The sequence below is a fragment of the Pedobacter sp. PLR genome (assembly GCF_026239675.1).
GTDB lineage: Bacteria > Bacteroidota > Bacteroidia > Sphingobacteriales > Sphingobacteriaceae > Pedobacter.
The window spans coordinates 370,168-384,728 of the sequence record NZ_JAPIVQ010000001.1 but is presented as its reverse complement, the minus strand read 5'-3'; the positions used below and the strand labels follow the sequence as shown (position 1 = coordinate 384,728).

Annotated in this window: 11 protein-coding genes; 6 read left to right on the top strand and 5 right to left on the bottom strand. The window is 40.2% G+C overall.

What is annotated here, in order from left to right; all coding sequences use genetic code 11:
• Window positions 1–6: 6 nt before the first annotated feature.
• The 5 genes from OQX61_RS01620 to rplT all read left to right on the top strand — a co-directional run bounded on the left by OQX61_RS01620 (window position 7) and on the right by rplT (window position 4,340).
• Complete coding sequence (locus tag OQX61_RS01620) at window positions 7–744, top strand: (Fe-S)-binding protein (RefSeq protein ID WP_265839893.1); 738 nt, start codon at window positions 7–9, stop codon at window positions 742–744.
• Window positions 745–1,183: 439 nt separating this feature from the next.
• Window positions 1,184–3,109, top strand: coding sequence for a threonine--tRNA ligase (thrS, locus tag OQX61_RS01615; RefSeq protein WP_265839892.1), 1,926 nt, complete (start codon window positions 1,184–1,186; stop codon window positions 3,107–3,109).
• A gap of 13 nt (window positions 3,110–3,122) precedes the next feature.
• Window positions 3,123–3,692 carry a translation initiation factor IF-3 gene (infC, locus tag OQX61_RS01610; protein ID WP_008238148.1) on the top strand — a complete coding sequence of 190 codons (570 nt, stop codon included), beginning with the start codon at window positions 3,123–3,125 and terminating at the stop codon, window positions 3,690–3,692.
• Window positions 3,693–3,720: 28 nt separating this feature from the next.
• Entirely contained in the window at window positions 3,721–3,921 is a 201-nt protein-coding gene (gene rpmI / locus OQX61_RS01605) for a 50S ribosomal protein L35 (protein ID WP_062547998.1), read from the top strand.
• Window positions 3,922–3,995: 74 nt separating this feature from the next.
• A complete protein-coding gene (gene rplT / locus OQX61_RS01600; RefSeq protein ID WP_265839891.1) occupies window positions 3,996–4,340 on the top strand; it encodes a 50S ribosomal protein L20 in 345 nt (114 codons plus the stop codon).
• A gap of 106 nt (window positions 4,341–4,446) precedes the next feature.
• On the opposite strand, the gene bioD is transcribed toward rplT, so the two are convergent.
• From bioD to OQX61_RS01585, 3 genes are all read right to left on the bottom strand, one after another.
• On the bottom strand, window positions 4,447–5,058 hold the full coding sequence (bioD, locus tag OQX61_RS01595; protein WP_265839890.1) for a dethiobiotin synthase: 612 nt from the start codon (window positions 5,056–5,058) through the stop codon (window positions 4,447–4,449).
• Between the two features lies 1 nt (window position 5,059).
• On the bottom strand, window positions 5,060–6,184 hold the full coding sequence (locus OQX61_RS01590) for an 8-amino-7-oxononanoate synthase (protein ID WP_265839889.1): 1,125 nt from the start codon (window positions 6,182–6,184) through the stop codon (window positions 5,060–5,062).
• Between the two features lie 95 nt (window positions 6,185–6,279).
• Window positions 6,280–7,056: a helix-turn-helix domain-containing protein gene (locus OQX61_RS01585; protein WP_265839888.1), complete on the bottom strand. Its 777-nt coding sequence runs from the start codon at window positions 7,054–7,056 to the stop codon at window positions 6,280–6,282.
• Window positions 7,057–7,190: 134 nt separating this feature from the next.
• On the opposite strand from OQX61_RS01585, the gene OQX61_RS01580 reads away from it, so the two are divergent.
• On the top strand, window positions 7,191–7,541 hold the full coding sequence (locus OQX61_RS01580; protein WP_265839887.1) for a GIY-YIG nuclease family protein: 351 nt from the start codon (window positions 7,191–7,193) through the stop codon (window positions 7,539–7,541).
• 108 nt (window positions 7,542–7,649) lie between these two features.
• On the opposite strand, the gene OQX61_RS01575 is transcribed toward OQX61_RS01580, so the two are convergent.
• Both OQX61_RS01575 and OQX61_RS01570 read right to left on the bottom strand, forming a co-directional pair.
• Window positions 7,650–10,835 (bottom strand): basic secretory protein-like protein, encoded by a 3,186-nt coding sequence (locus tag OQX61_RS01575; protein ID WP_265839886.1) that lies wholly within the window; start codon window positions 10,833–10,835, stop codon window positions 7,650–7,652.
• A gap of 144 nt (window positions 10,836–10,979) precedes the next feature.
• Entirely contained in the window at window positions 10,980–13,451 is a 2,472-nt protein-coding gene (locus OQX61_RS01570) for a transglycosylase domain-containing protein (RefSeq protein ID WP_265839885.1), read from the bottom strand.
• Window positions 13,452–14,561 lie beyond the last annotated feature (1,110 nt).

Below are 14,561 nucleotides of genomic sequence, written 5' to 3'. Positions count from 1 at the left end.
ATACACATGAAGATAGAATTGTTTGTTCCTTGCTTTGTTGATCAGTTATATCCTGAGACTGCATTTAATACGATAAAGCTATTGGAGAAAGCGGGTTGTGAGGTGTTTTATAATTCTGCACAAACCTGCTGCGGACAACCGGCTTATAATGCCGGATACTGGGAGCAGGCCAAAGAAACAGGAACAAAGTTTTTAAACGATTTTTCCGGTACAGATTATATTGTTGCGCCATCTGCATCCTGCGTTGGCATGGTGAAAAATGGTTATAGCGATTTATTTACCAATACCAATCTTCATAATAAATGCCGCAGTATTCAACAGCATGTTTATGAGCTTTCTGACTTTTTGGTGAACGTATTGAAAAGAGATTATTTCGGTGCAGAGCTAGACGGAAAAGCCGTTTACCATGATTCTTGTAGCGGATTGAGAGAGTGTAAGATTAAGGATGAACCTCGTCAGCTGTTGTCTAAAGTTCATGGACTGGAAATGGTAGAAATGAAGGATACGGATATGTGCTGCGGTTTTGGCGGTACGTTTTCTGTGAAATTTGATGCGATTTCTTCGGCAATGGCCGAGCAAAAAGTAAATAATGCGCTGGAACAAGGCGCAGAATATGTGATCTCCACAGATTTATCCTGCCTGATGCATTTGCAAGGGTATATCGATAAAAACAACATTCCTTTGAAAACAATGCATTTAGCGGATGTTTTAGCCAACGGCTGGTTGGAAAGTACAGAATATTAGGCGCTACGCTGATGCTATAGCAGTGCTATACTAGTGCTCGTTGGCGGGGAGTTGGCGAGGGGTTGATGAGGGCTTGGTTAATGGTTGCTGTGGATAATCCTCATCAATCCCTCGTCAACTCTTAATCAACCCTTCAGTAACTACAACCAGTATAGCAGTTGTATGGCATTGGTACTGCATGTTTGTAAAACTTTAAGCAGGCTTAAACCAATTGGGTTTAGTTCCCTTGAATATTTAATCCTGATCAGGATCATCACATCTGATGTGAAATTAATAAAATGATTCCCATAACTAGAACCTGATTTCTGAATGAATTGTTATATTTGTGCCAGTGGCGGAGATAAACACCACCATTATTTATATAATATTTTATTACACGTAGAATAAGAATTATATAAATCATTTCAAATCAATTAATTAACTTAAATCATAGTTGTAGATGATTAATATTACACTACCTGATGGCTCTAGTCGTCAGTATGAAAAGGGCGTAACAGCTCATCAAATCGCACTCTCTATTTCAGAGGGATTAGCACGCAACGTATTAGCTGCGGAAGTAAACGGTGAAATCTGGGATTCTTCCAGAGCAATTGAAAGTGATTCGACTGTAAAGTTGCTGACCTGGAATGATGCTGCTGGTAAAGCTACTTTCTGGCATTCTTCTGCGCACATTATGGCTGAGGCATTGGAGGCTTTATATCCGGGTACAAAATTCGGTATTGGTCCTGCAATTGAAACCGGTTTCTACTATGATGTAGATTTCGGCGACAGAGAGTTTTCTTCGGACGACTTTAAAGCTATTGAAGCCAAAATAATTGAGCTGGCCAAGCAAAAACAAGTTTTTGTAAGGGAAAGCGTTTCTAAAGCTGATGCGATTAAATATTTTACAGAAAAAGGTGACGAGTACAAATTAGACCTGTTAGAAGGTCTGGAAGATGGAAAGATCACATTCTATAATCAAGGTGAATTTACTGACCTTTGTCGTGGGCCACACATTCCAAATACCGGTTTTGTTAAAGCGGTAAAATTGATGAATGTTGCAGGTGCTTACTGGCGCGGTGATGAAACTAAAAAACAACTGACCCGTATTTATGGGGTTACTTTTCCTAAGGCAAGTGAGCTGACTGAGTATCTTCATATGATTGAAGAGGCGAAGAAAAGAGATCACCGTAAGTTGGGTAAGGAACTGGAATTATTTGCTTTCTCTGAGAAAGTGGGTATGGGATTGCCATTGTGGTTGCCTAAAGGTGCTGCTTTGCGTGAGCGTTTGGTTCAGTTTTTAACAAAAGCACAGTCAAAATCAGGATATGAGCAGGTAGTAACTCCTCATATCGGACATAAGAATTTATACATCACTTCCGGTCACTACGAGAAGTATGGTAAAGACGCTTTCCAACCGATTAAAACCCCACAGGAAGGGGAGGAGTTTTTCCTTAAACCGATGAACTGTCCTCACCACTGTGAGATTTATAAAGTGAAACCGCGTTCTTATAAAGACCTTCCTTTGCGTTTTGCAGAGTTTGGAACCGTATACCGTTACGAACAAAGTGGAGAGCTTCATGGCTTAACCAGAGTTCGTGGGTTTACTCAGGATGATGCGCATTTGTTTTGTCGCCCGGATCAGGTAAAAGAAGAGTTCAAGAAAGTAATTGACCTGGTATTATATGTGTTTAAATCTCTTGGATTTACGGACTATACTGCACAGATTTCTTTGAGAGATCCTGAGAACAAAACGAAGTATATTGGTACGGATGAAAACTGGGCTTTGGCCGAATCGGCAATCATTGAGGCTGCAGCAGAAAAGGAATTATCTACGGTAGTTGAATATGGTGAGGCTGCATTCTATGGTCCGAAGTTAGACTTCATGGTGAAAGATGCGTTAGGCAGAAAATGGCAGTTGGGAACGATCCAGGTAGATTATAACTTACCTGAGCGTTTTGAATTGGAATACACTGGTAGCGACAACCTGAAACACCGTCCGGTAATGATCCATAGGGCTCCATTCGGTTCTCTAGAGCGTTTTATCGCGGTATTGATTGAGCATTGCGCTGGTAATTTCCCATTATGGTTGTCACCTGAGCAATTTATTATTCTTCCTATCTCAGAAAAGTACGAAGATTATGCAAAAAAAGTTTCAGATGAGCTAAATAATTCCGATATTCGCGGTTTGATTGACTTCCGTGATGAGAAGATTGGAAGAAAAATCAGGGACGCTGAGGTGAAAAAAATCCCTTATATGTTGATTATCGGTGAGAAGGAAATGGCGGAAGGCAAGGTGTCAGTAAGGAAGCACGGTGAAGGAGATTTAGGTGAAATGACTCAGCAAGAGTTTAGTGAATTATTAATCAAAGAAATAACAATTTAAATAGTATATAAATTTGGCATTAGGCAGACCAGGATTTAACAGGGGACCACGTCCTCCTTTTAAGAAAAAAGAAGCAGAACATAATATTAATCAGTTTATCAGGGCTCAGGAGGTTAGATTAGCTGGAGATAATGTTGAACCAGGGATCTATCCTTTGGCAAAAGCTTTAGCCCTTGCCGACGAATTGGAATTAGATCTAGTTGAGATTTCTCCAAATGCAGTGCCTCCGGTATGTCGGATCATCGATTACAGTAAGTTTGTTTACGAGCAGAAGAAAAAGCAGAAGGAGATTAAAGCAAACGCAAAACAGACCGTCATTAAGGAGATCCGTTTTGGACCTAATACAAATGATCACGATTTTCAATTTAAGTTGAAGCACGCGGTTAGTTTCCTTGAAAACGGGGAAAAGGTTAGGGCTTATGTTCACTTTAAAGGTAGAGCAATTGTTTACAAAGAACAAGGAGAGATCCTGCTTCTTAAGTTTGCACAAGCGCTTGAAGATATCGGTAAGGTTGAATTATTACCTAAGTTAGAGGGCAAGCGTATGTTTTTAACGCTGGCTCCAAAAGTTGCTAAGAAATAAATAAATTACATATTAATAAACACAGGTTATGCCAAAAATGAAAACCAATTCCAGTGCTAAAAAGCGTTTTAAGCTTACTGGAACAGGTAAAATTGCAAGGAAGAATGCCTACAAAAGCCACATCTTAACTAAGATGTCGACTAAACGTAAGCGTAATTTGGGTCACACTTCAATGGTGTCCGCAGCTGATATGGGCAACGTTAAGCGTATGCTTGCTATCGGTAAATAATTAAATTTTTAACCAGGTACCCGGTAGTAAGTTTGCTGTAATACGCAACACCGTTTATCAAAAAACAACACACTATGCCACGTTCGGTAAACGCAGTAGCTTCGAGAAGAAGAAGGAAAAAAGTCCTTAATATGGCCAAAGGCTATTGGGGATCAAGAAGTAAGGTTTTCACAATCGCTAAAAACACGGTTGAAAAAGGTTTGCAATATGCATACCGTGACCGTAAAGTTAAGAAAAGAGAATTCCGTGGTTTATGGATTCAACGTATCAACGCTGGAGCTCGTCAACATGGTATTTCTTACTCTCAATTGATCGGTAAATTAGCGACTGCAAACATCGGTTTAAACCGTAAGGTTTTAGCTGACTTAGCAATGAACCATCCAACAGCTTTCAAAGCAGTTATTGATGCAGTAAAATAGATCTAACGATCATTTTAATCATAGAAAAAGGGAGCCAAAAGCTCCCTTTTTTATTGGGTTATGTTTTTTAAAGCTGGTTGTTTCTTAGTTATAGCCAGATTAATTTTTAAAGCTGGATGAACTGTCCGGCTTCAGCAATGGCTTGCTGATCTAAAGATGCTAATTTTGGGATGTTCCCGAGTATAGGGATACCTGTATAGTTTGCGATATAGCTTTCAGATTCAGGATTAGCCTCCCCGTTGAAAATAATTCCTTCCACCTGTATATTTCTTGATTTCAATACCTCCAGCGTCAGCAAAGTATGGTTGATACTACCCAGGTAATTCTGTGAAACGATGATGACTTTCGCTTTTAATACAGGGATCAGGTCTAGTAACAATTCCTTTTCATTTATAGGGACCATTAATCCGCCCGCACCTTCGATGATGAGGTGGTTATTGGTTTCAGGTACCTTGAATGCATTTACATTAATTTCTATTCCATCTAATCTGGCTGATAGATGCGGAGATAAGGGCCTGCTTAAGCGGTATTGTTCCGGGTGGATGATCGTTTTTGTATTACTGATCAGGTGTTGTACTGATAAGCTATCGCTTTGATCCAGATCTCCTGATTGTATAGGTTTCCAGTAATCTGCCTGGAGTTTTTGGGTAAGGATGGCACTGACAATCGTTTTTCCGATGCCTGTACCAATTCCGGTAATGAAATACGTATTATTCATGTTATTTTAATAAGACCAAAGATTGGATCAGGTCGTTAATTTCTTCTTCTGTATTATAGGTATGCAGGCAGATTCTTAATCTTTCCGTTCCAATAGGAACCGTTGGACTCACAATCGCACGGATATCAAAGCCTTTTTGTTGCAGGCTTGCCGCTGCATTTTTTGCCGCTGTATTGCTTTGGTAACGGATGGTTTGAATGGTACTAATACTCGTGAGCCCCCTGTAACCTGCAGATTTCAAGGCATCACTGTACTGCGTGATTGTTTGCTGAAGCCATGGTGTATGGTCTGCTGAAGCGAGTAATTGATAAGCACAGTTGATACTAACGATGCTATGGAGTGGTGCCGCGGTGGTATAAATAAATGACCGCGCATAATTGAGCAGGTATTCCCTTAAAGGCGCATTTCCAAGAACAATTGCACCATGACAACCCAGGGCTTTTCCAAAGGTGACCACCCTTGCAAATACTTCTTTTTGCAGACCAAGTTCCTGCACTCTTCCTTTTCCGTAAGGACCGAAAACACCTACTGCGTGTGCCTCATCTACAATAAGATTGGCATCATACTTCTTACAGCAGGCATTGATTTCCTGTAAAGGGGCAAGGTCGCCGTCCATAGAATAGACACTTTCTACGAGGACATAAACATTTCCGGTGGCCAGTTTAAGTTTGGCTTCCAGTGCTTCTATGTTATTATGCTTAAAGGTATAGCGGTTTGCGTGACTGAGGCGCGCGCCATCAATCAGACTGGCATGAATGAGTTCATCTGAAATAATAGTGTCTCCACGCTGTGCTAAACTGGAAATCAGTCCAACGTTTGCATCATAGCCGGAGTTAAAGATCAGTCCGCTTTCTGCCTGGTGGAAATCAGCAATAAAAGATTCTGTTTCTTCCGTATAGGAGTGGTTGCCACTGAGCAGTCGGGATCCACCAGAACCGATGGGCGAGTGTGGGATCTGGCTTAAGGTAGCTGTGATGTTTTGCTGCAATTCCGCTGACCTGGAAAAACCCAGATAATCGTTGGAGCAAAAGTCGACAGGATAAGGCAGGCTGGATAATTTTCTCAATGATCCTTTTTCTTTTCTATCCTGTAACTTGTGTAGTATAAACTGCCAGGTCTTGTTCATTGCCCCAAAAATAAAGAAAGCAGGATGAACCTGCTTTCTTTATTTTTAATTTATGCCTGTGTTTTGGTTTTTTTAACGCTTTTGAAGCGGTTATTTTAGTTTTTGTTCAGCTGGGAAATGGATTTCTGCATTTGTGCCATCATACTGCTCAGGGTTTCAATGCTCGGTTCTGGTGTTGGTTCAGGAAGCGAAGAAGAGATAAACGCTTTTGCTTTCCATATTTCCAGAATCTCATCTGAAGGAATGGTATAAGGATCGTACAGTTTATTGTCGGAGACCAGCTTCAATTCTTTGTTCTCTTTGAATTTATTTCCGGCTCTTTTGTAGACTACGCCTTCATTTTTGCTGATGACAATATAGGTTTCACCTACTTTAATGTCATTCCAGTTGTCCAGGTATTCGGCAAGGATGATACTGCCGGATTGGATTGGTAGCATCGAATCGCCTAAGATTTCAAAAGCTCTGAATGTACCTTGTTTTAAGAAAGGTAGTGGCAGTTGAAATTTTGGTAAATCTTTGATGTATTCCGGATCTGCGAAGCCGTTCAGGTAACCAGCACTTGCTTTTACCGGCACCATTTCTATATTCTCTTTATTGTCATTATCTACCGAGATACTGAGTATTCTTAGATTAGATCCCTGACTTTTTAGCTTCGGTTTCCAGCTATCGTTGATTCTTTCGTTAATAAATTCGTCGATAGTGAGGTCATAATATTCTGCTATTTTTTTTAGCAAATCATATTTCGGTTCCGCACGGTCTTCTTCGTAGGCTCCGATTAGTGATCTCTTAACCTCCATGGCATCAGCAAATTGCTGTTGTGTGAGGCCTTTTTTCTTTCTAAGGTACTTTAGGTTAGGGGATATATTTGACATAAAATAAAAGTTTAGTATTTATTTGTTTTTACTAATAATATTAGTAGTATTGTACCAATAAAGTTAGTAATTTTAATTTGAATACCAAATAGCTGTACTAACTTAATTAGCTTGTATCATTTAAACCTACAGTCATGAAGAAATTTGTATATATCGTAACCGATAGAAACCGCAAGAGTTTACATGTTGGAATGAGTTCTGATCTGATTAAAACCCTTGATTTTTATAAGCAGATGCCGAATCTGTTTTTTGATTGCGGGCAGCAGCTCACCAGGTTGGTATATTTCGAAGAGTTCAAGACTGAGGCCCAGGCTTTGGGAAGGTTTAAATTAATCAGCCGCTTTACAAGGATGCAGAAGGAAAGGATGATCAGGGCTTGTAATCCAAATTGGATTGATTTGACGATCGGTTTGGATTTTGAACACATCCTCAGCAGTAAGCCCATAATTACCCAGGTGAATCTGCCATTCCACAGTTTGTCCTGAGGTTTTGGCTTTCTGCGATTGCGTTTTGGATGCTATTGAATTTAGGTTCTGGTTAAATGGAACACCTTGTGATCCGGGGCAAGGTGTTCCATTTCCAGCGGATAGTTGTTACCAGCCTGGTGCGAAGGTTAACCCAAACACGCCGGATTTAGCATCTTTTCGCTGTAGTGGAAAGGCGTAATAGGGTTCTAATACAAAGTAACCAAACACATTGACTCTGAGGGAAATTCCAACACTCAATGCGGGTACACGTTCATTGGTGACCTGGGTTAGGAGTTGATTGCCATCTTTATCGAGGATAGGATTTCCCTGGCCATCTTTTGCAGGTTCAATCTGGTAGTTGGGCTGACTTTTGAAAACGACTTTATTTCCCTGATTCCAGGCCAATCCTGCATCAAAGAATAAGTTTAGGTCTGTGAACAATAGTTTTGATGGGATTTGAGCGAGCTTCTTAGGTCCCGTAAAAGGCAAACGTACCTCAAAATTAAAGACGGACATTTTACTTCCTGAAAGTTGGTTGATATCAAAATCACCTGTGCTTGAATTGCGGCTTTTATAGAAAGAGTTTGCTTCATATCCTCTGATGAAATAGGAGTAACCTGCATACAAAGGGTAAAGATTTTCACCTTCTTTTCCTACTCTGAAGTAGTTGAATGTTCTTGCCGCAATAGTGAATGGCTTAACGCGGATGTATTTTCTAATGTCTACCGCAACAGCATAAAACTTATAATCTCCAAAATATTGCTCCAGGCCAACACGGTATCTGAAGCCATCAAGCGGGGAAGCAAGGCCCATAACCGAATTGTCTCCCACAAATGAGGCATTCACCTGCATCAGTTTGAAAGCGTCTAAAGAGAAGCCTAATTCCTGTGCAGCTTGCGCGGTAGGCACCTTAGTTCTCTCTGAACCGATGTATCGCCCTGCACGCCCGTCAATATTATCATAGTAATTGTTGAAACGCGTTACCCGGTAGCTATATCTTGATAAGCTTCCGCCCAGTTCAAACCGGTGTACTTTGTTGAAAGGATAAGCCGCAAATAGCTGTGCCTGCTCTTCAAAAGTACGTATGATATTGGTTCTGTCATTGATTACATCAATTTTACCATCACTTCCGTCAATCTGTTCTGCAACGACATCTCTATAGCCCGTTACATAAGGAACGTGGGAAATGGCCGCTCCCCAGTTGATTCGGCTGGCTTGATTGATATAGCCGACTAAACCACCGAAATCCTGAATCTCCCCATTAATGGCAAGGTTGGCAATGATTTGATTTTTGCCGAGAATATCACTGAATCTACCGGAAATTCCTCCTTGTACACCTGTTCCAAATCTACTGGTTGATACGCCTACACCGCCACTATTGGCCAGGTAATCCAGTTTGAACTTTGGTTTGTAAGGCACGAGTCTCATGGAATCTGCAATTACCTTTTCAAAGCGTTCGAAGTTAGCCAGATTCGTGTTTACGATGTCTACCCCATTGCTTTCCATAGGAGGGAGTACGGCCGCATCAAAGTTAACTGCGTTTGCATCTACCGGCTTAGCCTTGAAGTTATTACGGGGAGAATGGTATAAAGTGTAACGTTGCGATCGGTAATAACTATAAACTATGTCATCATTTCTGGACACACTTATTGCGGGAGAGAATTCGGTGATGCCACTGATGCCGGTAAAGTAATCTGTCAGTTGTTGTACTTTTTGATCCCCAAGTGTATACTCGTAAAGGTTTCTGAAACCATCCCTGTTGGAAAGGAAGTAAATCTTTTTGCTGTCTCCGGAAAACTGGGCATTTAAATTGTTGGCTCCGGGAAATACAGGGATATTAGAAATCATTTTGTGGTCTATATCGTAGATGCTTAGGTTGAGCGGATGAACGGCATTGTTGCTTTGATGAGACATAGATGCTCTATCTGATGAGAAAACAATCTTTTTCCCATCAGCTGCGTAGTTTGGCGCATAGTCTGAATAGCTGTCGTTGGTGATTTGGGTCACCTGTTTTGTTTTTAGGTTATAGGAAAAGATATCACTCTGACCTTCCACCATACCTGAGAAGGCGATGTCATCGCCATTGGCTGCCCAGGAAAGGTTTCCAAATTGAGCAACATCCCCCATAGGAGCGCGTAGGATTGTTTTTCCGGAAGCGACATCAATGATCATCAATTGATTTATCCCTTTGCTGAAAATACTGAAGGCAAACTGCTTGCTGTCCGGCGACCAGGTTCCTGCGGATTCCAGAAAGTTAAAGTCGTCTATATGGGAATTGGAGACCTGACTGCTCAGTTTCCTGATGATGTTTCCGGTTTTCGCATCAGCGAGAAACAGGTCAATCCCAAATAAGTCTTTTTCTGATAAAAAGGCCAGGTATTGTCCATCCGGACTAATTGCCGGCGCCACATTCATATTGCCCGCGTTTTTGTTGTCTACGATTTTAGTGCCTGTAATTTTGATCTGGGAACTGTCTGGTTTTAACATCGGGCGGTAATGCGCTTCGATGGCACTTTTCCAGAGGCCGGAAAGCGTACGGTCGTCATAACCAAAAGTGTATTTTAAGCCATTCTCATACCCATATTTGGCTGTTGCTTTAAATAGTGGGACAATAGTGGTATCTCCGTAAACAGAACCTACGAAAGTCCAGAAGGCCTGACCATAGCGGTATGGGAAGTATTTATTGGATTTGGTCAGGTCTTTTAAGGAAGGAACATCTCTGTTGAGCAGGGCATCTCTCATCCACATCGAAGTGAAGGCATCTGTTTTTCCTACGGATAGGTATTCCGCCATTCCCTCTACCATCCATAATGGGGTATTGCTGATGTTTTCAAGACCTATCGAATCTTTTTCTAATAGCAGGCGGTATTGAAAAGCGTGCACAAGCTCATGCCCTAATACATGACGGGTTTGGTTGTTGAGTTCCATGACTGGCATAATCACCCTGTTTTTGAACGCTTCAGTTACCCCACCGGTCCCTATTCCAATCTCTCCGCTTAAGGCAGTGGTGGTCTGGAAATCCGGATGGTTGTTGTAAAGTATGATTGGATTCTTCTTTACGAAGGTATCTTTAAAGATCTCCTGGTGCATTTTATACCATGTTTCTGCATCCTCAGCAAACTTCTTAACCATCTTTTCATTTTTGAGGTAGTAGTAAATCTCAAAATGTGGCGTTTGTAATACTTTGAATTTCTCATTCTTATATCGGACAATATTTTGTCCGAAAACCTGAGCCTGGACTGTGCCGGCAGATATGCTGAGAATAATCAAAAGAGGAAGTAATCGTCTAAATAGGGGAGCGCTTAGATTCATAGGTGATTATATTTGTTCTGGTTAAATTTATACAAAAATGTCTTATAAAATAAGCCGGTAGTCAGGCTTATTTCATAAGACAATATTTAAAAGCGATATACGCTATACAAGAAGATGTTTTGAATTAATATGGTTTAAGCCATTCTATTTAGCAGGTTTAACTTTCTCCTGTTCTTTTTTTATACGTTCTTTTTCCTTTTCTTCTTCACGTTCTTTCTTTCTCTGCTCTCTTTTTTCTTTTCTGGTTAATGGGACTTCAGCAGCAGGTTGTTTTACCGGTTCCGGAGTTTTCTTATCCTCCGTTTTGATGATATCTTCTTCTTTGATTACCGGTGGCTGATCGTCCGTTATTGGTTCATCCGTGCTGGTAGAATCTACAGCAAGACTATCGGTAGTGGTTGTATCTACTCTTATCCTCGGACTAGGGCAATCGATGTTCCTTGTGATTTTGACTTTCGCTTTCGGGAAAGGGCCGTAGGTATAACCTGTACTTGGATCGTGGTATACTTTTTCCATGAACTTGGCAAAGATTGGCAATGCTGTTCTTGAGCCTTCTCCGGTTGCACCATTGTTAAAGTGAGCGGTACGTTCATCGCAGCCTACCCAAACACCGGTTACCAGATCTTTAGTTACACCCATGTACCAGGCATCCACATAATCCGAGGAAGTACCTGTTTTTCCACCAATCTGATTTCCTTTTTTCCAAAGATCCCATTCCCAAAGTGCCTGAGAAGTTCCACCTGGTTCTTCCATACCTCCACGAAGCATGTATAACATCAGCCATGCAATCTCTTCAGAAAGCACTCTTTTTGTTTTCGCTTTAAAGTCTTCAATTAGATTATCATCCTGATCAGTAATCTTCTCCACTAAAATCGGATCTGTTCTTACTCCTTCATTCAGGAAGGTGCTATAAGCCCTCACCATTTCATAAACGGAAACATCATTTGGGCCAAGGCTCACAGATGGTACGGCTTGTAGTGGACTTTCAATTCCACATTCTTTTGCCCATTTTACGACATTATCAGCGCCTACTGCTTCAGTAACCTGTGCGGTAATGGTATTTACAGATTTACCCATGGCCCATCTTAAGGACATTTCTCTGTAACTATAGTTCCAATCTGCATTTTTAGGCTCCCAATAAAGTGTTTTTCCTTTTTCCTGATAGGCGATTTTTACAGGTTTATCTGTGAAGGTATCGCAAGGACTCATGCCTGATTCCAGCGCAGCGAGGTAAGCAAAAGGTTTGAAGGTTGAACCTGCTTGTCTTTTACTTTGGTTAACGTGATCATATTTGAAAAACTTATGGTCAATACCACCAACCCATACTTTAATCTTCCCACTGAAAGGGTCCATGGTCATCATTCCTGCATTCATGATCTTTCCGTAATAACGAATAGAATCCATGGTAGAGAAAAGGGTGTCACGATCACCTTTCCAGGTAAAGACTTTCATCTTTTTCTTTTTATCGAAATACGCTTTAATGGAATCCGGAGTGTTGCTGAATTTTTTCTCTAATATCGCATAGACAGGTAATTTACGCATGGCGCGATCAGGATAGTCTACTTTTTTCTTTTCAGAATCCTGCCATGGGTCTTCTTTTCCCCAGACACTATAAAATCTTTTCTGAATGATTTTCATTTGATCTGCTACTGCTTCTTCTGCGTATTTCTGTAGCTTGGAGTCGATGGTGGTGTAGATTTTCAAACCATCTTCATAAAGATCGTAGTCATTGTCGTCCGCCCATTTTTCAAGGTATTTGTCTACTGCGGCACGTAGATAAGAATCTCCGTCACTTCCATCATCTATACTGCCTTCTTTAAGTTTGATGGGGGTATTTTTATAAGTGTTTAGTTCTTCTTTACTGATGTAGTTGTATTTGTTCATCTGAGCTAGCACCACATTTCTGCGTTCCAGTGCCTTTTCAGGATTTCTCACGGGATTGTAAATAGAAGTTCCTTTTAGCATTCCTACCAGTAATGCAGATTCCGGCACCTGAAGGTCATTCGCCCCTTTATCAAAATAGACTCTTGAAGCTGTTTTGATACCGAAAGCATTGTTCCCGAAAGAGACGGTATTGAGGTACATCGTCAGGATGTCGTTTTTAGAGTAATTGGCTTCCAGTTTTACAGCGGTCATCCATTCTTTTAACTTGGAAACGATGGTTCGTACTACGGGGATATGTTTAATGATACCCTGGGACTTGTTGTAACGGGTTCGGTAAAGGTTTTTGGCAAGTTGTTGGGTGATGGTACTGGCGCCACGTTTGTCGCCGGTAGCAGTAGAGATTCCGCTTGATAACAGGGATCGGAAATCTATACCCATGTGACTGTAAAAACGAACATCTTCTGTGGCAATTAAGGCTTCAACCACGCTTGGAGAGATCTCTTTAAAGCTGACCGGAGTACGGTTTTCTTTATAATAACGGCCGATTAATTTTCCATCGGAAGTGTATAATTCAGAGCCTACACTTTGGGTGGGTGCTTTGATGTCTTTAAATGATGGGGAGTACCCAAATAGCCATAAAAAGTTGAGTTGGAGCGCACAGAAGAATATAATGATGCAATATAGGAATATGCTAAAATAGCGAATATACTTATTGCGGATTTCTTTAAACATGGAAGTAAAGATCAAAAAAACGTAAAACAGTTCGTGTTAAATAGTGTTAAAACTTGTAACGCAAATTAACGTAAAAAAATTGCGAATGTTCTTATTTGTTGTTTAAAAGCGTTTGTTGTTTCTTTTAGAGGTAAAGCGGGGATTTTAACATCCTTCCAGGATCAATAACATCTTTACTATTGAAAAGGTTTGTAAATTGTCCTCAGGAAAATGGTTTGTTATTCCTTTTGGAGGTTAATTGTTTTCAGTGTCGGCCAGAGAAGTATGTTTCTTATTGTCTTAATGAGAAAAATAATTTGTTAATTCGATTATTATGGTTATATTAGTTACTGAAGATAAACTAAATAGCGCTTTGTTTAATATTTTTGAAATCAATTCCATGTGAATTCCCGTATCAGGCAATTGAATTTTTGATTCTTCAAATTCCAATAAGCTTCTTTTTTATCATGGAGTTCCATTGCTGTTTTGGCGGTCCTTCAATTTTTGATTCATTTTTAAATGTCCGGATATCAAAAATAAATCACCGGAGAATTCGGGTAAGGATCCTTTTTAAATTATCTAATTCAGCTATACTGTTTTAGACAATGATTCAGATCACAGGCCTTAGCGGCCATTAAATTTTTAACCCTGTTTTTATTAGTTTTTTTTGTGGATCAAATGGTTTGGTTATCAGTTATTTGGTTGCGAAATGTTTTGCGAATTATAAGTTTTTTTTGCGCTAAGTCCTGACTAGACATTACTGTTTTTTAAATCAGATAATTTGGTCAGTATCTCCTGTAATCAAGGTGAATTAATACAGTTAAAATTGTCAAATATGTATAAAAAACACACCCATTATTTTTGTTCATTCCGAATCCTCCAACCTCCATAGAAAACGAATCTAAATCGTGTTTTATTTACTCAAAATAGTGTTAAGGTCCTGTGTAGTTGTGTTTTGTGAAAGTTGATGTTGCAAAATGTTTACTTCTTTCAAAAACTGAATTAGTTTGGATTACGTAAGCTATAAAAATAAGCAGAATCCCTCTTTTTATAGCTTTTGTCTCTTTTCTGATGATTTTGAAGCAGCATTTTTATTGGTTTTGCCTTTTTGAAGGACTGAACACAGTCCTG

Coding starts and splice junctions, on each gene's coding strand:
- thrS (WP_265839892.1), top strand. CDS start 1,184: ATGATTAATATTACACTACCTGATGGCTCTAGTCGTCAGTATGAAAAG.
- OQX61_RS01620 (WP_265839893.1), top strand. CDS start 7: ATGAAGATAGAATTGTTTGTTCCTTGCTTTGTTGATCAGTTATATCCT.
- OQX61_RS01590 (WP_265839889.1), bottom strand. CDS start 6,184: ATGAACAAGACCTGGCAGTTTATACTACACAAGTTACAGGATAGAAAA.
- OQX61_RS01575 (WP_265839886.1), bottom strand. CDS start 10,835: ATGAATCTAAGCGCTCCCCTATTTAGACGATTACTTCCTCTTTTGATT.
- OQX61_RS01580 (WP_265839887.1), top strand. CDS start 7,191: ATGAAGAAATTTGTATATATCGTAACCGATAGAAACCGCAAGAGTTTA.
- rplT (WP_265839891.1), top strand. CDS start 3,996: ATGCCACGTTCGGTAAACGCAGTAGCTTCGAGAAGAAGAAGGAAAAAA.
- bioD (WP_265839890.1), bottom strand. CDS start 5,058: ATGAATAATACGTATTTCATTACCGGAATTGGTACAGGCATCGGAAAA.
- OQX61_RS01570 (WP_265839885.1), bottom strand. CDS start 13,451: ATGTTTAAAGAAATCCGCAATAAGTATATTCGCTATTTTAGCATATTC.
- OQX61_RS01585 (WP_265839888.1), bottom strand. CDS start 7,056: ATGTCAAATATATCCCCTAACCTAAAGTACCTTAGAAAGAAAAAAGGC.
- rpmI (WP_062547998.1), top strand. CDS start 3,721: ATGCCAAAAATGAAAACCAATTCCAGTGCTAAAAAGCGTTTTAAGCTT.